Origin of the sequence: Trinickia sp. (assembly GCF_035492435.1) — a bacterium.
Taxonomy (GTDB): Bacteria; Pseudomonadota; Gammaproteobacteria; order Burkholderiales; family Burkholderiaceae; genus Trinickia.
Genome location: NZ_DATJJF010000011.1, coordinates 20,554 through 41,394, shown reverse-complemented (window position 1 = coordinate 41,394; position 20,841 = coordinate 20,554). Strand labels below are relative to the sequence as shown.

The following is a 20,841-nucleotide window of genomic DNA, read 5'->3' as shown; positions in this document are numbered from 1 at the left end:
ACCCACGCGAGCGTCGGCCAGCCCTTCGATCCGATCGGAATCGGCCGACTTTTCCGGAAACCCCCGGCGTAGCCCCTATGCGAACGGCCCCTGAGGCCTCCCTACTGATGGTGTCCCCCATGAACGACCAGCAACCGATTTCCTCGGTCCCCGCCGCGCAAGGTCTTTACGACCCGCAAAACGAGCATGACGCCTGTGGCGTCGGCTTTGTGGCGCATATCAAAGGCCGTAAGAGCCACGACATCATTCAGCAGGGCCTCAAGATTCTGGAGAATATCGATCACCGGGGCGCAGTCGGTGCCGACCCGCTGATGGGGGACGGCGCGGGCATCCTGATTCAAATTCCGGACGCCTTCTATCGCGAAGAAATGGCTCGCCAGGGCGTGGCGTTGCCGCCTGCCGGGGAATACGGCGTCGGCATGATCTTCCTGCCGAAGGAGCACGCGTCGCGGCTCGCCTGCGAACAGGAACTCGAGCGGACTGTGAAGGCTGAAGGTCAGGTCGTGCTCGGCTGGCGCGATGTGCCCGTCGATCACGCCATGCCGATTTCGCCGACAGTCAAGGCCTCGGAGCCTGTCATTCGCCAGATCTTCATCGGTCGCGGCCGCGACATCATGGTGACCGATGCGCTCGAGCGTAAGCTCTACGTCATTCGCAAGACGGCGAGCCACCGCATCCAAGCACTCAAGCTCAAGCACGGCAAGGAATACTTCGTGCCGTCGATGTCGGCTCGCACGGTCGTCTACAAGGGTCTGCTGCTCGCGGGCCAAGTCGGTCTCTACTACCTCGACCTGCAGGACCAGCGTGCCGTCTCGGCGCTTGCGCTCGTGCACCAGCGCTTCTCGACGAACACGTTCCCGGCTTGGGAGCTCGCCCACCCATACCGGATGATTGCGCACAACGGCGAAATCAACACGGTGAAGGGCAACGTCAACTGGTTGAACGCACGTACCGGCGCGATCGCGAGCGCCGTGCTCGGCGACGATCTGCCGAAGCTGTGGCCGCTCATCTATCCGGGGCAGTCGGACACGGCGTCGTTCGACAACTGCCTCGAACTGCTCGTAATGGCGGGCTACCCGCTCGTGCACGCGATGATGATGATGATTCCGGAAGCGTGGGAGCAACACACGCTGATGGATGAAAACCGTCGCGCCTTCTACGAATACCACGCAGCCATGATGGAGCCGTGGGACGGCCCGGCCGCGATCGCCTTCACCGATGGCCGTCAGATCGGCGCGACGCTCGACCGTAACGGCTTGCGCCCGGCACGCTATGTCATCACCGACGACGATCTGGTGATCATGGCTTCGGAATCGGGCGTGCTGCCGATCCCCGAATCGAAGATCGTCAAGAAGTGGCGCCTGCAGCCGGGCAAGATGTTCCTGATCGATATGGAGCACGGCCGCATCATCGACGACAAAGAGCTCAAGGACAACCTCGCCAACGCGAAGCCCTACAAGAGCTGGATCGACGCCGTACGCATCAAGCTCGACGAGATCGAGCCGAAGGCCGAGGGTCCCTTCACGGCGGGGCGCGAAGACGCGGCGCTGCTCGACCTCCAGCAGGCGTTCGGCTATTCGCAGGAAGACCTCAAGTTCCTCATGGCGCCGATGGCGCAGCAGGGCGAGGAGGCGACCGGCTCGATGGGCAACGACTCGCCGCTCGCGGTGATGTCGAATAAAAACAAGACGCTTTATCACTACTTCAAGCAGCTGTTCGCCCAGGTGACGAACCCGCCGATCGATCCGATCCGCGAGAACATGGTGATGTCGCTCGTCTCGTTCATCGGCCCGAAGCCGAACCTGCTCGACACGAACAACATCAACCCGCCGATGCGTCTTGAAGTGTCGCAGCCAGTGCTCGACTTCAAGGACATCGCGAAGATCCGCGCGATCGATCAATACACGGGCGGCAAATTCCGCTCGTACGAGCTCAACGTCTGCTATCCGATCGCGTGGGGGAAGGCCGGCATCGAGGCGCGACTCGCGTCGCTGTGCGCCGAGGCCGCCGACGCAGTGAAGTCGGGCTACAACATTCTGGTCGTGTCGGATCGCAACACCGACTGCGACAACGTCGCGATCCCGGCGCTGCTTGCCACCGCCGCGATCCATATGCATCTCGTCTCGCAGGGGCTGCGCACGAGCACGGGCCTTGTCGTCGAGACGGGGTCGGCGCGCGAGGTCCATCACTTCGCGCTGCTCGCGGGCTATGGCGCGGAAGCCGTCCATCCGTACCTCGCGATGGAAACGCTCGCGCAGATGGCACAGGGTATGAAGGGGGACCTCTCGCCCGAAAAAGCCATCTATAACTTTACGAAGGCGATCGGCAAGGGCCTGCAAAAGGTCATGTCGAAGATGGGCATCTCGACGTACATGTCCTATACGGGCGCGCAGATCTTCGAGGCGATCGGCCTCGCGAGCGATCTCGTCGAGAAGTATTTCCAGGGCACGACATCGAAGGTTGGCGGCATCGGCCTCTTCGAAGTGGCGGAGGAAACGATTCGCCTGCACCGCGAGGCGTTCGGCGATAACCCCGTGCTCGCGAACATGCTCGATGCGGGCGGCGAATACGCCTATCGCGTGCGCGGCGAAGACCACATGTGGACGCCCGACGCAATCGCCAAGCTCCAACATTCGACGCGCAGCAACTCCTACCAGACGTACAAGGAGTACGCACACCTCATCAACGACCAGACGCGCCGTCACATGACGTTCCGCGGCCTCTTCGAGTTCAAGGTCGATCCGGCGAAAGCCATCGCGATCGATGAAGTCGAGCCGGTCAAGGAAATCGTCAAGCGCTTTGCAACGGGCGCTATGTCGCTCGGCTCGATCAGCACGGAAGCGCATGCCACGCTCGCCATCGCGATGAACCGCATCGGCGGCAAGTCCAACACGGGCGAAGGCGGGGAAGACGAGAACCGCTATCGCAACGAATTGCGCGGCATTCCGATCAAGAGCGGTGAGACGCTTGCCTCGGTGATTGGCCCTGAAGTGGTGCGCGACATTCCGCTCAAGGACGGTGACTCGCTGCGCTCGAAGATCAAGCAGGTGGCGTCGGGCCGTTTTGGCGTCACGGCCGAGTATCTCGCGTCCGCCGACCAGATCCAGATCAAGATGGCGCAAGGCGCAAAGCCTGGCGAGGGCGGTCAGCTGCCGGGCCACAAGGTGTCCGAGTACATCGGGAAGCTGCGCTACTCGGTGCCGGGCGTGGGTCTCATCTCGCCGCCGCCGCACCATGACATCTATTCGATCGAAGACCTCGCGCAACTGATCCACGATCTGAAGAACGTGAATCCGTCGTCGAGCATCTCGGTCAAGCTCGTCTCCGAAGTGGGCGTGGGCACCGTGGCCACGGGCGTCGCGAAGGCGAAGGCCGACCACGTCGTGATTGCCGGCCATGATGGCGGCACGGGTGCGTCGCCGCTGTCGTCGGTCAAGCACGCAGGCACGCCGTGGGAGCTGGGTCTTGCTGAAACGCAGCAGACGCTCGTGCTCAACCGGCTGCGCGGACGCATCCGCGTGCAAGCCGACGGCCAGATGAAGACGGGTCGCGATGTCGTGATCGGCGCGTTGCTCGGCGCCGATGAGTTCGGCTTCGCGACGGCGCCGCTCGTCGTGGAAGGCTGCATCATGATGCGCAAGTGTCACCTGAACACGTGCCCGGTCGGCGTCGCCACGCAAGATCCGGTGCTGCGCGCGAAGTTCCAGGGCCAGCCTGAGCATGTCGTCAACTACTTCTTCTTCGTCGCCGAGGAAGTGCGCGAGATCATGGCGCAGCTTGGCGTGCGCAAGTTCGACGACCTGATCGGCCGTGCGGACCTGCTCGACACGAAGAAGGGCATCGAGCACTGGAAGGCCAAGGGGCTCGACTTCTCGAACGTCTTCTATCTGCCCGCGATGCCGGCTGACGTCGGGCGCCGGCATGTCGACGAGCAGGACCACGGTCTGTCGCGCGGGCTCGATCACACGCTCATCGAGAAGTCACGCGCGGCGATCGAAAAGGGGGAGCACGTCTCGTTCATTCAGCCGGTGCGCAACGTCAACCGTACGGTCGGCGCGATGCTCTCTGGCGTGATCGCCAAGAAATATGGCCATGACGGTCTGCCCGACGACACGATCCACATCCAGTTGAAGGGCACGGCGGGTCAGAGCTTCGGTGCATTCCTTGCACGCGGCGTCACGCTTGACCTCGTCGGCGACGGCAACGATTACGTCGGCAAAGGCTTGTCGGGGGGGCGCATCATCATCCGCCCGACGAACGATTTCCGCGGCAAGTCCGAGGAAAACATCATCTGCGGTAACACGGTGATGTACGGTGCGATCGAAGGCGAATCGTACTTCCGCGGTGTCGCGGGCGAGCGCTTTTGCGTACGTAACTCGGGCGCGAGCGCTGTCGTCGAGGGCACGGGAGACCACGGTTGCGAGTACATGACGGGCGGCACTGTCGTCGTGCTCGGCGAAACGGGTCGCAACTTCGCGGCGGGGATGTCGGGCGGCATTGCCTACGTCTATGACCCGGAGGGCCTCTTCTCGGCGAAGTGCAACAAGGCGATGGTCGCACTCGATCCGGTGTTGCAGCAGGCCGAACAGGAGCGCACGGTCGAGCGCGCGCTCTGGCATACGGGCGTCACCGATGAGGCGTTGCTCAAGGGGCTCATCGAACGGCATTTCCAGTTCACGGGCTCGCCGCGCGCTAAAGCGTTGCTCGAGAATTGGGACACGTCGCGCCGACACTTCGTCAAGGTCTTCCCGACCGAGTACAAGCGCGCACTCGGCGAGCTTGGCGCGAAAAAGGCCGCCAAGGAGGCGCTTGCCGCATAAGCCGCCGGACGCACGCCGATCGATGAAATGAATGGATCGGCTTCCAGCGCGCGAGGAGAGCAGCCCGTCGCGCGCTGAAAAGCCGGACAAGACACGACGCCATCGAGGCCTGCCGCTCATGATTGAAGCATGAGCGCGGCGCTTCGCGGGCTCCCCGCTACCGAAGATTTGGATCACAGAGAACCCCATGGGCAAGGCAACCGGTTTTCTCGAATATGAACGTCGCCACGAGGCGTACGAAGCGCCGCTCGCGCGCGTGAAGCATTACAAGGAGTTCGTGCTCGCGCTGACGGACGAGGACGCGAAGATTCAGGGCGCGCGCTGTATGGACTGCGGCATTCCGTTTTGCAACAACGGCTGCCCGGTCAACAACATCATCCCGGACTTCAACGATCTCGTTTATCGCCAGGACTGGCAAAACGCGATCGAGGTGCTCCACTCGACGAACAACTTCCCGGAATTCACGGGGCGTATCTGCCCCGCGCCGTGCGAGGCCGCATGTACGCTCGGGATCAACGCCGAGCCTGTCGGCATCAAGTCGATCGAGCACGCGATCATCGACAAGGCCTGGGCATCCGGCTGGGTCGTACCGCAGCCGCCGAAACAGAAGACGGGCAAGAAGGTGGCCGTCGTCGGTTCGGGCCCCGCTGGGCTCGCTGCCGCACAGCAGCTTGCACGCGCGGGCCACGACGTGACGGTCTTCGAAAAGAACGACCGCGTTGGTGGGCTTCTGCGCTACGGCATCCCCGACTTCAAGCTCGAAAAATGGCTCATCGATCGGCGCATGCGCCAGATGGAGGCCGAGGGCGTCACGTTCCTCACTAACGTCTTCGTCGGCAAGGAGCCCTTGCCGGCGTACATCGGCAACACCGCCAAGGAGACGGTCACGCCCGATGAGCTCAAGGAGAAGTTCGACGCGGTCGTGATCGCGGGCGGCTCCGAGACGCCGCGTGATCTCCCGGTGCCGGGGCGCGAGCTCGCGGGCGTCCATTACGCCATGGATTTCTTGCCCCAGCAGAACAAGGTCAATGCCGGAGACAAGCTGTCCGAGCAGATCCTGGCGAAGGGCAAGCATGTCGTCGTGATCGGTGGCGGCGATACGGGTTCCGACTGCGTTGGTACGTCGAACCGGCACGGGGCGAAGAGCGTTACGCAGTTCGAGTTGCTGCCGCAGCCGCCCGAAGAGGAGATGAAGCCGCTCGTCTGGCCTTATTGGCCGGTGAAGCTGCGCACGTCGTCGTCGCACGAAGAAGGGTGCAGCCGCGACTGGTCGGTGGCGACGAAGCGCTTCGAAGGCAAGAACGGCAAGGTCGAGAAGCTGATTGCGGCGCGCGTTGAATGGAAGGACGGCAAGATGCAGGAAGTGCCGGACTCCGAATTCGAGATGAAGGCCGATCTTGTATTCCTCGCAATGGGCTTCACGCAACCGGCTTCGCCCGTGCTCGAGGCCTTCGGCGTCGACAAGGATGCGCGCGGCAACGTGCGCGCGGCGACCGAGGGTGAGCGCGCCTACTACACGTCTGTCGACAAGGTGTTCGCAGCGGGCGATATGCGCCGCGGGCAATCGCTTGTCGTCTGGGCGATCCGCGAAGGCCGTCAATGTGCGCGCGCCGTCGATGCCTACCTGATGGGCAGCTCGGAGCTGCCGCGCTAACGGCGTCAATGGCGGCGGCCGAGTGGCATCGCACGTTTGTCGCGTTGGTGCCCGACGCGGCGACGCGCGATGCGTTCGCCGCGTTGCCGCTAGGCGTTGGGGGGCGGCGCGTGCCCCTCGATCAATTGCATCTGACGCTCGCTTTCCTCGGCTCGGTCAGCGAGGAGAAGGGCGCGATGCTCGTCGCAGCCCTGCCATCCCTAGTCGTGCCGTTGCCGCCGCTTCGCGTCGCGCGGCTCGAGTACTGGCCGAGCCGCGTGCACCCGCGGCTCGCGGTTGTCGCGTTTGAGGCATCCGCCGAGCTGGCCGAGCTCGAGATGCGCGTGCGCACGATGGTCCGCCAGCTGGAGCTGCCGATCGATGATCATCGCCCGTTTCGCCCCCACGTCACGCTCGCGCGTTTGCCGCGCGATGGGAAATCGGACGCGCCCGACCTGCGCTGCGGCACACCCTTGAACCCGGGCGGTGATGCGGCCCGCGAGGCAACCGATTTATCGCGCTTCGATACGCTGACGCTTTACTCCAGTACCTTGGCGCGGCATGGCGCGCGTTATCGCGCGTTGGCCTCGGCGTACGTGCCGGCCGGTTGATGCTCACGCGTTGCCGGTAGCGCAATGCGCACGCGCAGCCCGCCACGCGGATCGTTGCCGATCTCGCAGCGGCCGCCGAAATCCCGCGAGAGCCGGGCCACGATCGCGAGCCCGAGACCGCAATGCCCTGCGCTGCCACGTGAAAGATCAAGCCTGACGAACGGCTTCATGGCCGCGGCCATCCGATCCTCGGGAATGCCTGGACCATGATCGCGAACCTCGATCACCCAATGACGCTCATCGCGAAATGTCCCGATTTCGATGGGCGGCTCGCCATGTTCGAAGGCGTTGTCGACGATATTGGTGAGGAGCCGGTCGAGCAGTGTGCGCGGGACATCGAAGTGCGGGCCGGCACGCAAATCGAGCACGAAAAGCGCAGCATCGGGCGACGTCTCTTGCGGATTGCAGAACTGCTTGCGAATGAACGCGTCGACTTCGACGGGCGAGCCCATATCGGGTGTCTGGCCTGCGAACTCGAGAAACTGCTCGACGATGCTCGTGAGCGAATCGATGTCCGCGAGTAGGCCTTCCTGATGTTCAACGGCTACGAGCACGCTCGCGCGCAGTTTCGTCCGCGTGAGCGGTGCCTTGAGGTCATGGGCCACGCCCGCGAGCATCATGGCTTGGTCGTCGCCGGCTTCGTTGAGCCGGCGCATCATGTCGTTGAACGACGCAATCAGCTCGCGGAACTCGCGCGGGCCACTTTCGGCTACGGCATCGGGCCGCTGGCCCGCACCGAATGCCCCGGCTGCTCGCGCGACGCGCGCAAGCGGGCGCTGCATCTGCCAAGCGGCAGCGAGCGATAGAAACAGCGCGGCCGCCAGCATGAAAAGGCTTTCGACGAAGAACCTCGACCGCGGCGGGACGTCGACGGGTACGGTGATCCACATCGCCTCGCCCGGAAACCGAACCCACAGGCGGGGTGCTTGCGTGTCGTCAGTGGCGAACGTGGTGCCCGGCGGCAGACTGGGACGCAGGCGCTCGGTCAACTCGGCGAGCGGCCAGCTAAACGGTGGGTGCAGGTGGGTTGTGGCCGGCACGTCGTTCGTTGGCACAACGTGCACGCGCGGGCGCCCGCTCAGCTCGGTGTTGTCGTCCTTACCGGCGTTGACGGTGGTGACCGCTTGGAGCGAAACCAGCACGCCGCGCGCAAAGCCGTCAATCTCATGATGCGGTTGCCTCTCCATCAGCATGAACCAGCCCGCCTGAACCGCGAACAAGACCGTCGTCGACAGAAGCGCCATCCGGCCGAAGAGGGTATTGAGCGGATTCTTCATCGGTGCTTACCTGCCCGGTGGCAGTTCGTCGGCGAAGCGGTCGTTTCTCCCGCCAGACCGCGACGGCGACGATTACACTACCACGCTCTCATCGGCGCGTTCGATGTCGAGCGTATGCGGGTGGAACGCCGCGAGCGACTCGCGGTGCGCGACGCTGACGATCGCCGTGTTCGGCAGCCGTTCATCGAGCAGCCGATAAGCATGCGCTTCGTTAGCCGGATCGAGTGCGCTCGTGGCCTCGTCGAGGAAGACGAAGTCGGGCTTATGCAGCAAGACCCGCGCGACGGCTAGCCGCTGCTGTTCGCCGGGCGAGAGGATGCGCGTCCAGTGCGCCGATTCTGCGAGCCGTTGGGCATAGCTTTGAAGTCGGCAGGCGGCAAGCACCTCTTTGCAGTCTTCGTCGCTGAATGTGTCTGCCGAGGCCGGATACGCGAGCGCGGCCTTGAGCGTGCCGATTGGCAAATAGCTTTGCTGCGGCACGAACATCGTGTGAGCGCCGACGGGGGCGTCGATAGCGCCCTCACCGAACGGCCACAGGCCTGCAAAAGCGCGCAAGAGCGTGCTCTTGCCGCAGCCGGATGGGCCGCGCACGAGCCAGCGTGAGCGCGGTTCGATGACGATATCGCCAATCGTTGCGAGCGGGGTGCCGTTCGGCAGTGCGAGCTTGAGGCCTCGCGTCGAGAGCCTGGGCGAATCGACGTAGTGCAGGTTGATCCCGCCATGCTCGGTGGCAGGCAGCACTGACTCTTTCAAATGCGTTGAGCGCATGACACGCTTGAACTCGCGCAGACGGTTGACGGTGGCGCGCCATTCGACGAGCGAGCTGTAACTGTTGATGAACCAGGAGAAGCAGTCGCTCACGGTGCCGAACGCCTGGGAAATCTGCATCAGCACGCCAATCGTATAAGCCCCCGCGAAGTAGCGCGGTGCGGCAACGGCAAGCGGAAAAATATTGGCGATCTGACCGTAGAAGACGAGCACGAAGTTCATTCGCTTCGTGTACTTCATGATGAGCCACCAGTTGTCGCGGATGCGGGTGAAGACGCTTCTCGCGGCTTTGTTTTCGGTGTCGGTGCCGTCGTAGAGCGCGATCTGCTCAGCGTTCTCGCGCACGCGGATGAGGCCGAAGCGGAAATCGGCCTCGACACGCTGCTGCTGATAGTTCACTGAAACGAGCGGGTGCCCGACCTTCTTGATGAGAAGTGAGCCGCCAAGGGCATAGAGCGCGGCGGCCCAGACCATGTAGCCGGGGACGACCATCGGGGTGCCGCCGAGCGTGATCGTCAGTGCGCCCGCGATAGTCCAAAGGATCGTGACGAATGAGATCAGCGTGACAACCGTCGAGAGAAAATCGAGCGAAAGCTCCAGCGTGGTGTTGGCGAAAGACTGGAGGTCGTCGCTGATCCGTTGGTCGGGGTTGTCGGCAAGCCGGTCGCGCTCGATGCGGTAAAACGCCAGATCGCCGAACCAGTCATTGAGGAATCGCGTGGTGATCCATTGGCGCCAGCGGAACGAAAGCATCTGCCGCAAATAAGAGCGGTAGACCGCGATGATGATGTAGATGAACGCGAGCACCGAGAACACAAGGATGAGGTGCGGAAAATGCGCCACATCCTTTTGCTGTAACGCATTGTAGAACTGCGCGTTCCAGCTGTTGAGCCGCACGTTGATATAGACCATCGACAGATTCATTGCGATGATCGCGACGAGCAGCCCCCAGGCGAATTTCCATTCCTCGGAAACCCAGTAAGGCTTGATGAGGCTCCAGGCCGAAACGGAATCGGTGTCTTGCGGCGCATTGCCGCGCGCTGAGAGCGCAACCTTGGGTGACGTCATAAGTTTCTCGATGGAATACCGGCTCGTAAAGCGGACCCTAACCTATACAAATGCCGCGGCATTGTTTCCTGAGCCTCTTAAGCGGGGCTTAAGTTCACTGACACCCGCACCGTCGGCCCCGGCCCTAAAACGACAACGGGCGCCAGAAAACCGCGGCGGGAACATTGTGCCAGACGACCACGTACGGTACGCCAATGCGCGGCACCCGAGGCGTTCTATCGTTTGCGGCGGTTTCACGTTTTGTGGTCTAATGGCCGTCGACGAAACAGGGGTGCTTCGTGCAGTCGAGTGCGGCGTGGGCCGCGCCGAGGCGAGGCTGAGAGAGACCCTTTGCACCCGATCCGGGTAATACCGGCGCGGGAAGTTTCTTCCGGAAAGCTTGTGTGGGACCTTCCGAGTTCGGATTGCCCCTTTTCCCCGGGCCACCGCGTTCGCTTGGCGACGCTTTCCCGCCCGGTCGGCCTTACCACCGGTTTCGTCCTTTGTACGCGTAGTGAGCCGTACGGAAAGGATCGATCCGATGACCGTTCAATCTTCAGTTGTTTCCTCCGAGTGCCCGGATTTCGCCATCCTGGGCGGTGGGCTTTGCGGCCGGCTTGTGGCTTGGCAGCTTGCGGGCGCAGGGCATCGTGTCGCGCTATACGAGCGCGGCGACGCTGCCGGCTCCAATGCGGCAGCGTGGATCGCGGCCGCAATGCTTGCGCCTGTCGCCGAAGCCGCGAGCGCCGAGCCGCTGCTCGTCGAGCTCGGGGCCGCCTCGCTCGAGGTCTGGCCGGGCCTCGTCGCACAGTTGCCGGAGCCGGTCTTCTATCAGCGTAATGGCACACTTGTCGTCTGGCACAGCGCCGATCGCTCCGAGGCGTCGCTTTTCGAGCGGCGGGTCCGCGCGAATGCGCCGGCTTTGGTCGCCGATGGAGGCCTGACGACGCTCGACGGTGTTCAACTTGCCGCCGCGGAGCCAGCGCTTGCCGGGCGCTTTAACAGGGGCCTCCTGCTGCCGCGGGAGGGTCAGCTCGATAATCGCCAAGTGCTCACCGCGCTCGCGGCCGGTCTCGCGCAACGTGGCGTCGCCACGCATTGGAATACCCCCGTCTCGGACGGGGCGCTGCCGGCGGCGCGCGTCACGATCGATTGCCGAGGTCTTGGCGCAAAACCGGTGCTGCCGGCGCTGCGCGGCATTCGCGGTGAAGTGGCGCGCGTGCACGCACCGGGAATCGCACTGACTCGGCCAGTCCGCCTGCTGCATCCGCGCTATCCGATTTACATTGCGCCGAAGGAAAACGGCCTGTTCGTCATCGGCGCAACTGAGATCGAGGGCGAAGACATGTCGCCCGTCAGCGTGCGCTCGGCGCTCGAGCTGTTGAGCGCGGCTTTCGCCGTACATCCGGCGTTCGGCGAGGCCCGCATCCTCGAGCTCAATTCGCAATGTCGGCCGACGCTGCCCGATCATCGCCCGGCCATCTTCTGGGACGGCGGTGCGACACTGACTGTCAACGGTCTGTACCGTCACGGCTACATGATTTCGCCCGAGGTCGCCAGGACGGCCGCCCAGTTGGCCGCTGCCGTACTCGCGCGCGAGATCGCCGACGCGGACGGCTTTCGTCAATGGCGATCCGAGTCGCGCTGGGCGCAGATGCTGCACCTCGCGGGCGAGCAGGCCGAGCATGAACCGAGGGCAACCCAAGGCGCGGGCGTTGCAGTCCACCCCGTCTCAGTCCAATCTTAAGCTCCGCGTCAAGCGCTGTAGCCCGCACATTTGCCAAGAACCGCAATCGAAATCGTCGAACCGGACCCGATCATGGAAATACAGGTCAATCAGAAGCCGCTTACGCTGCCCGACGGGGCGAGCGTTGCCGATGCGCTCGCCGCCTTTGGCGCTCGGCCGCCTTTCGCCGTTGCGGTGAACGGTCAGTTTGTCGCGCGAACACAGCATCCGGCGAAAACGCTGAACCCCGGGGACAGGCTCGATGTCGTTCATCCGGTTGCAGGCGGCTGAGCGGCCGCGCTGTTTTTTGCCTGCGCACCTGCCCCCTGCCTAACGCTGGTCAAGCCCGTTTGCCCAATCGCCTGAGGATTTTTCGATGACTTCCGCCCTCGCTGCCGATGCCCTGACACTCTACGGCGTCACCTTTGCAAGCCGCGTGCTGCTCGGCACGTCGCGCTACCCCTCGTTGCAGTCGCTGTCCGATTCGATCGAAGCGGCGCGGCCTGGCATGGTTACTGTCGCCTTGCGTCGCCAGATGCAGGCCGAGAAGGCCGAAGCCGGCTTTTTCGATCTGCTCAAGCGCCACGATGTGCCGCTCTTGCCGAATACAGCGGGCTGTCAGACCGTCGATGAGGCCGTGACAACGGCGCACATGGCGCGCGAAGTCTTTGATACCGAATGGATCAAGCTCGAGCTGATCGGCGACGATTACACGTTGCAGCCGGACACGATCGGGCTCGTCGAAGCGGCGGCGCGCCTCGTCAAGGACGGTTTCAAGGTGCTGCCGTACTGCACGGAAGACTTGGTTGTGGGCCGCCGTCTCATCGACGCCGGCTGCGAGGCACTGATGCCGTGGGGCGCCCCGATCGGCACGGGTAAGGGCGTGGTGAACCCGTATGGCTTGCGCATGTTGCGCGAGCGTCTGCCGAACGTGCCGCTCATCGTCGATGCGGGTCTCGGCGTGCCGTCGCATGCTTGTCAGGTAATGGAGTGGGGGTTCGACGGCGTGTTGCTCAACACCGCCGTCTCGCAGGCCACCGAGCCCGCTGTCATGGCGCGTGCGTTCGCCCAGGGGGTCGAAGCCGGGCGGGCCGCCTACCTCGCGGGGCCGATGGACGAGCGCGACAGCGCGCACGCGAGCACACCCGTCGTTGGCATGCCGTTCTGGCACCAGGATCAAGGCTGAAAGGGTATCTCATGAGCCGCGCACTTGCCTTTGCCGAACGTGAAATCTTCTGGCCGCCGGCCGACGAGTTGATTGAGGCTGCCGAGCGCATCCGTGCACGCCTCGGCGACTGGCCGCCCTGCGCTGTCGCGTGGCGCATCTGCCTCACGCCGCCCGATGTCCCGCGTGCGGGCGACCTCATCGTTGTTGCCGACGAACAGGACCATCATGCCGACCTGGCCAAGTGGCTGGCCGCGGGCGCAGGCGTGATCGAGGCGAATGCGAGCGGCGCATGCCTGACTCTGGACGGTATGCGCTATGCGCTCGTCGGAGCGCTTGCCGAGGACTGGCTTGCGGCGTTCGCGGGCTTCCTCGATTGCGGCTTCGATGCCCATGACGCGCTCGTCCTCGCGCTCGCCTGGCGCGATGGTGACGAAGCCGATTCGGCGCGCGAGGACGCGTGGCCTGTCGATCTGGCGCGCTTTCCGCGCATCGCGGGCTTGCCTGCGGCCCCGGCCAAGCCGTTCGCTCCTTGCCCGGAGCGCCTCGGGCTTTATGCGGTGATGCCGAGCGCGCAGTGGGTTGAACGTGTCCTCGAACTCGGCGTCTCAACGGTTCAGTTGCGCGTGAAGGATGCTGCGCCCGATGCGCTTGCTGCCGAGATTGACCGAAGCGTGGCCTCGGGCCGCCGCCATGGCGCGCAGGTTTTCATCAATGATCACTGGCGTGCGGCGATCGCAGCAGGTGCATACGGCGTGCACTTGGGTCAGGAAGACTTGGAGACGGCCGATCTGTCGGCCATTGCGGAGGCGGGCCTGACGCTCGGCCTTTCGACGCACGGCTACTATGAAATGTTGCGTGCACTGCATTTCAGGCCGAGCTACCTCGCATTCGGTGCGGTTTTTGCGACGGCCACGAAGACGGTCGCAACGGCGCCGCAGGGTCTCGCACGGCTCTCGCGCTACGTGCGCCTGCTCGAGGGCGTGGTACCGCTCGTGGCGATCGGCGGCATCGATCTCGTCCGGCTGCCGTCTGTGGTCGCGACGGGCGTCGGCAGCGCGGCCGTCGTCAGCGCAATTACCGGGGCTCAGGACACGCCAGCCGCCGTTGCGGCGCTCGAGGGGGCCGTTGCGAGCCGGTAGCGGAGTTTTTGCGACCGCGAAACGCGTCGTCACGGCACCGCCACGGCTGAGGCCCTATAATTCCGCTTCCGCATCAATGGAGCGCCTGCTGCGTGCCGCCTACTGCATCCGAGCCCATTCTCGAGCTGCGCAACGTCGATTTCGGCTACGACGCGAATCGTCTCGTTCTTTCTAATCTGAATATGCGCTTTGCGCGCGGCCAAGTCGTGGCCGTGATGGGGGCGTCCGGCGGCGGCAAAACGACCGTACTGCGCTTGATCGGCGGGCTCGAGCGGGCGCGCCGCGGAGAAGTGCTGTTTCATGGCCGCGACGTCGGCAATGAGACTCGCGAGGGTTTGTACGCGCTGCGACGCAAGATGGGCATGCTGTTTCAGTTCGGTGCGCTCTTCACCGACATGACCGTCTTTGAGAATGTCGCTTTTGCGTTGCGCGAGCACACCGACTTGCCCGAGCCCCTGATTCGCGATCTTGTGCTGATGAAGCTCAACGCTGTCGGCCTGCGCGGCGCGCGCGATCTCGCGCCATCGCAGATCTCGGGCGGCATGGCGCGCCGCGTCGCGCTCGCGCGCGCCATCGCGCTCGATCCCGAACTGATGATGTACGACGAGCCGTTCGCGGGCCTCGACCCGATTTCGCTAAGCATTACGGCCAACCTCATCCGAACGCTGAACCAAGCGCTCGGCGCCACTTCGATTCTCGTGACGCACGACGTCCCCGAATCGTTTGCGATTGCCGATTACGTCTACTTCCTCGCCAACGGCACGGTGCTTGCCGAGGGCACGCCCGCCGAGCTGCGCGAATCAACGGAGCCGACGGTGCGGCAGTTCATCGACGGCGCACCCGATGGTCCGTTTCGCTTTCACTATCCGGCGAAAGCGTCGCTTGCCGCCGATTTCGGCATGACCGGAGCGCGCCCATGATCGGTCTCGTCAGCCTGCTCGGGCGCCGCGTGCTGGACGGCATTGCTCGCACGGGCTACGCCGCGCGCATATTTGCGCGGCTCGTGCTCGAAGCGTTCGCGTTGTTGCGGCGCCCGCAACTCGTCATCAAGCAAATTTTTTTCCTCGGCAATTATTCGCTCGTCATCATCGCGGTGTCGGGGCTCTTCGTCGGCTTCGTCCTCGGCCTCCAGGGCTACTACACGCTCAATCGCTATGGCTCGGCGGATGCACTTGGCTTGCTGGTTGCGCTTTCGCTGGTGCGCGAGCTCGGCCCCGTCGTCACCGCGCTGCTCTTCGCGGGGCGCGCGGGCACGTCGCTGACGGCTGAGATCGGCCTCATGAAGGCGGGCGAACAACTGACCGCGCTCGAAATGATGGCGGTCGACCCGCTCACCACCGTCCTCGCGCCGCGCATGTGGGCGGGCATCATCGCGATGCCAATGCTCGCTGCCATCTTCAGCGCGGTAGGCATACTTGGCGGCTACGTCGTCGGCGTGATCCTGATTGGCGTCGATTCGGGCGCATTTTGGTCGCAGATGCAAGGCGGCGTCGAGCTTTGGGCCGATGTCGGCAATGGGGTCGTGAAAAGCGTGGTGTTCGGCTTTGCGGTCACTTTCGTTGCGCTGTTTCAGGGGTATGAGGCGAAGGCAACGCCCGAAGGCGTCTCGCGGGCGACAACGCGCACGGTGGTTTATGCATCCCTTGCCGTGCTTGGCCTCGATTTCCTGTTGACGGCATTGATGTACAGCTAGTGAACGCGTGGTGCGCGCTTCGCTCGGGCGTCCACGAGACGCACAAGGCGTCGCGCATCCGGCCGCGATTCTCTCTTGGAATGACCATGAAAAAAACTGCTCTCGACTTCTGGGTGGGCCTGTTTGTGTTGCTGGGCTTTCTTGCACTGCTCTTTCTAGCGCTGAAAGTCGGCAACATGAGCTCGCTCTCCTTCGAGGCGAGCTACCCGGTAAAACTCAAGTTCGACAACATCGGGGGGCTCAAGGTGCGCGCGCCGGTGAAGAGCGCGGGTGTCGTCGTCGGCCGCGTCGCCTCGATCGGTTTCGACAGCAACACCTATCAGGCGCTCGTGACGATCGATATCGATAAGCAATACGCATTTCCCAAGGACTCATCGGCGAAGATCCAGACGTCGGGCCTGCTTGGCGACCAGTACATCGGCCTTGAGCCCGGTGGCGACACCGAGATGCTGAAGGCTGGCGACACGATCGTCATGACGCAATCGGCGATCGTGCTCGAGAACCTCATCGGCCAGTTGCTCTACGGCAAGGCGGCCGATGCGGGCGCGTCCAAGGCCAGCGAGACAACGCCCACGTCGCCGGCGGGTTCTTCGGCACCTGCATCCGCCTCCAGCGTGACACCCGCCCCCGCACCGGCTCCTGCTTCGGCTACGGCGCCAGCGGGTGCCGGCGGTTGAGGCAACGCTCGCTTGCACGGATGGGCTGGGCTGGTAAGGCTGAATTACGCTGATGAGCCGAGTGGGCTGACCATCGCAAACGCCGACGAGGCAGCGGCAATTCGCCAAGCACGGTAAGGTACGACAAGTCACTCAAGGCACGGATTTAACGGAGAACAAGAATGCAGACCCCGCTCGCTAAGAACGTGGCGTTGGCCATCGCAGCGGCAACACTTGCCGGTTGTGCGTCGGTGCCGACACCCACGCCGGGCGACCCGCTTGAACGCTTTAATCGAGGCGTGTTCAAGTTCAATGACACGGTCGATACTTATGCGTTGAAACCGGTCGCGAAGGGCTATCAGCGCGTTTTGCCCCAGCCGGTGCGAAATAGCGTCACCAACTTCTTTTCCAACATCGGCGATGTCTACATCGCGGCCAACGAGCTGGTGCAGTTGAAGATTGCCGATGGTGTCGGTGACATCATGCGCGTCGCCATCAATACGGTCTTCGGTGTAGGCGGACTTTTCGACGTGGCAACATTGGCCCGGCTGCCGAAGCACACGTCCGATTTCGGCATCACGCTGGGGCATTACGGCGTTCCGCCCGGCCCTTACCTGGTGCTTCCGATATGGGGGCCAAGCAACGTGCGTGACGGGGTGGCGCTCGTCGCCGACTACTACGGCAACCCGTTGACCTGGGTGCAGCCGTCCTCCGTGAGCTGGGGGCTCTACGGCCTCAAGCTCATCGATACGCGCGCGAACCTCCTGGCGACGACGGACATGCTCGATGCTGCGGCGATCGACAAATATTCGTTCGTCCGCAACGCCTACCAGCAGCGGCGGCAGTTCCTGATCACGGGGGACAGCGGTGCTGCGCCGACCTACGATGTGCCGCCGCCGAACTATGATGATGGGACGTCGGGGGGCGCCGCTCAAGCACCGGCCGCGCCATTGCCCGCCGACGGCGCCGGTCAGCACGGTGGCGACAAATAGCACGGGGCCAGGCTTGCAATACGTGCTGCCGCGTGCGGGCGTGTCCTGTGATTCATTGCATGAGCGGCTAGGGCGGTAACAGTTCGACACGAATCTTGCTCGGTGATGGTGGACCGAGTCACAAGTTGCGCGGTAATGTAGGTTTGAGAATTCGGGCCGGTTTACGACATTCAGAGTTGATGATGAAAAGATTTTTCTTGATTTCCTGCTTTCTGACGTTTTTTTCCATTTCCGGCGCGGGCTTTGCGCAGCAGACGGTGGTGAACAACATTGACACGAACAGCAAGCCCGATGTCATGATTCAAACGGTGACGAACCAGGTGCTCGACACCTTGCGCACCGACACTTCGTTGCGCAGCGGCGATATCAATCGCATTACGCAGGTCGTCAATCAGCGGATCCTGCCGTACACCGATTTCCGTCGCACGACGCAGTTGGCGATGGGCCGGGCGTGGCGCAGTGCGACGCCCGAGCAGCAGGTCCAGATGGTCGCTCAGTTCGAGATGTTGCTGATTCGCACGTACGCGGGGGCGCTCTCGTCGTTCCGCGACCAGCAGGTGCAGTTCAAGCCGTTCCGCGCCGATCCGTCCGATACGGACGTCGTCGTGCGCAGTTCGGTCATCAGCAACGGCCAGCCGGTCGAACTCGACTACCGCCTTTACAAGACGCCGCAAGGCTGGCGCGTGTATGACCTGAACGTGGCCGGCGCGTGGCTCATTCAAGCCTATCAGCAACAGTTCAAGGAGAAGATCGATCAAGGCGGCGTGCAGGGCCTGATTAACTTCCTGACGCAACGCAACGAACAGCTTGCCGCGGGCAAGCAGCCGTCCTGATTGTGGTGATGAACCGCTTCACGACCAGCACGACGCTCACGCACGCGAGCGCTAAAGCGGTGCTCGCGGCCGGGCTGGCGAGCATCGAGGCCGGCGCACGTGGCGTAGATTGCACCGCGCTCGCCGAATTCGATTCTTCGGCGCTTGCGGTGCTCCTCGCTTGGCGGCGCGCTGCTGACGCGCGCGGCGCCGACTTCGAGATCGCAAACCTTCCCCCGGGCCTTGCCAGTCTCGCCGAAGTCTACGGCGTCGACGTGCTGCTCTCAGCGCAACATCGACACACGCCCGAAGGCGCCGCGACGCCGCTTTGACGGCGGGTGACAGCTGTCCGGCTCGCGCGCCCGGTCGCACATTTAGCCTATAATCAAACGTTTTTCCGGGCTCGCGTTCAGCCCCGATCTTTCAAGGTCTTTCGTGCTGTCCGGAATCGAGGTGGGGGAGCTTGCCGCCCAGGCGGGCGCGCTCAATCACCGCTCACGTCCAACAAAAGGTGCGGCATCGAAAAAAGCCGCCCACATTCATGTCAGCCATAGAGATCCGCAACGTCAAAAAGCGCTACAAGGCATTGCAAGCGCTCAAGGGCGTCAGCTTCACGGTCGAGCAAGGCGAGTTCTTCGGCCTGCTTGGTCCTAACGGTGCAGGCAAGACGACGCTCATTAGCATCCTGGCCGGCCTCGCCCGTGCCGACGAAGGCAGCGTTTCCGTGCTTGGGCACGATGTTGTGCACGATTTTCGTCAAGCACGCCGCTCCCTCGGGGTGGTGCCGCAAGAACTCGTCTTCGACCCGTTTTTCAGCGTGCGCGAGACGCTTCGCATCCAGTCGGGCTACTACGGCCTGCGACACAACGACGACTGGATCGACGAGGTGATGTCGAACCTCGATCTCACCGAGAAAGCCGACGCCAACATGCGGGCGCTTTCGGGTGGCATGAAGCGCCGCGTGCTCGTTGCGCAGGCGCTCGTGCATCGTCCGCCCGTCATCGTGCTCGACGAACCTACGGCCGGTGTCGACGTCGAACTGCGGCAAACGCTGTGGAAATTCATTTCGCGCTTGAACCGGGAAGGTCATACGATTGTGCTGACCACGCATTACCTCGAAGAGGCCGAGCAACTGTGCGATCGCATCGCGATGCTGCGCCGCGGCGAAGTGGTGGCGCTCGATCGCAAGGCCGCGCTGCTCGAGCGGTTCGCGGGAATGCAGCTTTTTGTACGTCTTGCCGATGGCATGCTACCCGCGGAGCTGAGCGCACTCGAAGTCGAGCCGGCGGCACCGGGTGCACGCCAGCACTTGCTGCGGCTTTCGAGCTATGACGAAGTCGAGTCGATTTTGGCCCGCTGCCGGGCGGCCGGCTGCCGGTTCGAGGAGATCGACGTGCGCAAGGCGGATCTCGAAGATGTCTTTGTGCAACTGATTAACGGAGCGGAAGTCGTGGAGGGCGTCGCATGATGGGTTTTCGTACGCTCTTTTATAAAGAGATCCTGCGTTTCTGGAAGGTGTCGTTCCAGACCGTGCTCGCGCCGATCGTCACCGCGCTGCTGTATTTGACGATTTTCGGGCACGCGTTGCGCGGTCGAGTCGAGGTGTTTCCGGGTGTCGAGTACACGAGCTTCCTGATTCCGGGCCTCGTCATGATGAGTGTGTTGCAAAACGCATTTGCGAACAGCTCATCCTCCCTGATCCAATCGAAGATCACGGGCAATCTCGTCTTTGTGCTGCTGCCGCCGCTCACGCATTGGGAAATGTTCGGCGCCTACGTGCTCGCCTCTGTTGTGCGAGGCCTCGTGGTCGGGTTCGGCGTTTTCGTGGTGACGATCTGGTTCGTGCCGCTGTCGATGACTGCGCCGATTTACATCATTGCGTTTGCCGTGCTCGGCTCAGCGATTCTCGGTACGCTCGGGCTCATTGCTGGCATTTGGGCTGACAAGTTCGACCAGCTCGCGGCATTCCAAAACTTTCTGATCATGCCGCTCACGTTCCTCTCGGGCGTGTTCTACTCGACGCACACACTGCCGGAGATTTGGCGCCACGCTTCGCGGCTCAATCCGTTTTTCTACATGATCGACGGTTTCCGCTACGGCTTTTTCGGCGTGTCCGACGTCGCCCCGCTCACGAGCCTCGCCGTGGTCGTCGCGTTCTTCGCGGCTATCGCCGCGCTCGCGATGCGCATGCTCGCGTCGGGCTACAAGCTGCGTCACTGAATGAATCGGAATACCCAAGGAGCTTAGAGTCATGTTGCCGACTCCGGAAGACGTCAAACAATACATCACGGCAGGACTTGCCTGCATCCATGTCGAAGTCGAAGGCGATGGCCAGCATTTCTTTGCGACCATCGTCTCCCCGGCGTTCGAGGGCAAACGGCCGATTCAACGGCATCAGCTCGTCTACGCGGCGCTCGGCGAGCGCATGCGTGCGGAAATTCACGCGCTCAGCATGAAGACGCTCACGCCAGCGGAATGGCAAAACGCATAATTCAGGAA

18 protein-coding genes and 1 riboswitch are annotated in these 20,841 nt (G+C 63.3%); of the genes, 16 read left to right on the top strand and 2 right to left on the bottom strand.

From position 1 onward, the window contains the following. The first annotated feature begins 119 nt into the window (after window positions 1-119). From VL598_RS00765 to thpR, 3 genes are all read left to right on the top strand, one after another. A complete protein-coding gene (locus VL598_RS00765; RefSeq protein WP_325324787.1) occupies window positions 120-4,820 on the top strand; it encodes a glutamate synthase-related protein in 4,701 nt (1,566 codons plus the stop codon). Window positions 4,821-5,007: 187 nt separating this feature from the next. Then, window positions 5,008-6,474, top strand: coding sequence for a glutamate synthase subunit beta (locus tag VL598_RS00760; protein WP_325324786.1), 1,467 nt, complete (start codon window positions 5,008-5,010; stop codon window positions 6,472-6,474). A gap of 8 nt (window positions 6,475-6,482) precedes the next feature. Next, window positions 6,483-7,064, top strand: coding sequence for an RNA 2',3'-cyclic phosphodiesterase (thpR, locus tag VL598_RS00755; protein ID WP_325324785.1), 582 nt, complete (start codon window positions 6,483-6,485; stop codon window positions 7,062-7,064). Here thpR and VL598_RS00750 read toward each other — a convergent pair. Continuing rightward, entirely contained in the window at window positions 7,025-8,341 is a 1,317-nt protein-coding gene (locus VL598_RS00750; RefSeq protein WP_325324784.1) for an ATP-binding protein, read from the bottom strand. The genes thpR and VL598_RS00750 overlap by 40 nt on opposite strands. 72 nt (window positions 8,342-8,413) lie before the next feature. Beyond that, entirely contained in the window at window positions 8,414-10,177 is a 1,764-nt protein-coding gene (locus tag VL598_RS00745; RefSeq protein ID WP_325324783.1) for an ABC transporter ATP-binding protein/permease, read from the bottom strand. Between the two features lie 257 nt (window positions 10,178-10,434). Next, window positions 10,435-10,557, top strand: a riboswitch (TPP riboswitch). Window positions 10,558-10,697: 140 nt separating this feature from the next. Between VL598_RS00745 and VL598_RS00740 the strand changes: the two genes are divergently transcribed. The 13 genes from VL598_RS00740 (at window position 10,698) to VL598_RS00680 (ending at window position 20,833) form a co-directional block, all read left to right on the top strand. Then, complete coding sequence (locus tag VL598_RS00740) at window positions 10,698-11,903, top strand: FAD-dependent oxidoreductase (protein ID WP_325324782.1); 1,206 nt, start codon at window positions 10,698-10,700, stop codon at window positions 11,901-11,903. A gap of 72 nt (window positions 11,904-11,975) precedes the next feature. Further along, window positions 11,976-12,173, top strand: coding sequence for a sulfur carrier protein ThiS (thiS, locus tag VL598_RS00735; protein WP_325324781.1), 198 nt, complete (start codon window positions 11,976-11,978; stop codon window positions 12,171-12,173). A gap of 85 nt (window positions 12,174-12,258) precedes the next feature. Further along, window positions 12,259-13,068: a thiazole synthase gene (locus tag VL598_RS00730; RefSeq protein ID WP_325324780.1), complete on the top strand. Its 810-nt coding sequence runs from the start codon at window positions 12,259-12,261 to the stop codon at window positions 13,066-13,068. 11 nt (window positions 13,069-13,079) lie between these two features. Next, on the top strand, window positions 13,080-14,189 hold the full coding sequence (thiE, locus tag VL598_RS00725; RefSeq protein ID WP_325324779.1) for a thiamine phosphate synthase: 1,110 nt from the start codon (window positions 13,080-13,082) through the stop codon (window positions 14,187-14,189). Between the two features lie 92 nt (window positions 14,190-14,281). Continuing rightward, window positions 14,282-15,109 carry an ABC transporter ATP-binding protein gene (locus VL598_RS00720; RefSeq protein ID WP_325324778.1) on the top strand — a complete coding sequence of 276 codons (828 nt, stop codon included), beginning with the start codon at window positions 14,282-14,284 and terminating at the stop codon, window positions 15,107-15,109. Next, complete coding sequence (mlaE, locus tag VL598_RS00715; protein WP_325324777.1) at window positions 15,106-15,882, top strand: lipid asymmetry maintenance ABC transporter permease subunit MlaE; 777 nt, start codon at window positions 15,106-15,108, stop codon at window positions 15,880-15,882. Before VL598_RS00720 ends, mlaE begins: the two co-directional genes overlap by 4 nt. An 80-nt stretch (window positions 15,883-15,962) precedes the next feature. Further along, complete coding sequence (gene mlaD, locus VL598_RS00710; protein WP_325324776.1) at window positions 15,963-16,559, top strand: outer membrane lipid asymmetry maintenance protein MlaD; 597 nt, start codon at window positions 15,963-15,965, stop codon at window positions 16,557-16,559. A gap of 161 nt (window positions 16,560-16,720) precedes the next feature. Continuing rightward, window positions 16,721-17,530 carry a VacJ family lipoprotein gene (locus VL598_RS00705; protein WP_325324775.1) on the top strand — a complete coding sequence of 270 codons (810 nt, stop codon included), beginning with the start codon at window positions 16,721-16,723 and terminating at the stop codon, window positions 17,528-17,530. 182 nt (window positions 17,531-17,712) lie between these two features. After that, complete coding sequence (locus tag VL598_RS00700; RefSeq protein ID WP_325324791.1) at window positions 17,713-18,363, top strand: ABC transporter substrate-binding protein; 651 nt, start codon at window positions 17,713-17,715, stop codon at window positions 18,361-18,363. Between the two features lie 8 nt (window positions 18,364-18,371). Then, complete coding sequence (locus tag VL598_RS00695; protein WP_325324774.1) at window positions 18,372-18,674, top strand: STAS domain-containing protein; 303 nt, start codon at window positions 18,372-18,374, stop codon at window positions 18,672-18,674. A gap of 209 nt (window positions 18,675-18,883) precedes the next feature. Beyond that, entirely contained in the window at window positions 18,884-19,810 is a 927-nt protein-coding gene (locus tag VL598_RS00690) for an ABC transporter ATP-binding protein (RefSeq protein ID WP_325324773.1), read from the top strand. Next, window positions 19,807-20,562, top strand: coding sequence for an ABC transporter permease (locus VL598_RS00685; RefSeq protein ID WP_325324772.1), 756 nt, complete (start codon window positions 19,807-19,809; stop codon window positions 20,560-20,562). Before VL598_RS00690 ends, VL598_RS00685 begins: the two co-directional genes overlap by 4 nt. A gap of 31 nt (window positions 20,563-20,593) precedes the next feature. Further along, complete coding sequence (locus VL598_RS00680; protein ID WP_325324771.1) at window positions 20,594-20,833, top strand: BolA family protein; 240 nt, start codon at window positions 20,594-20,596, stop codon at window positions 20,831-20,833. The last annotated feature ends 8 nt before the right edge of the window (window positions 20,834-20,841 follow it).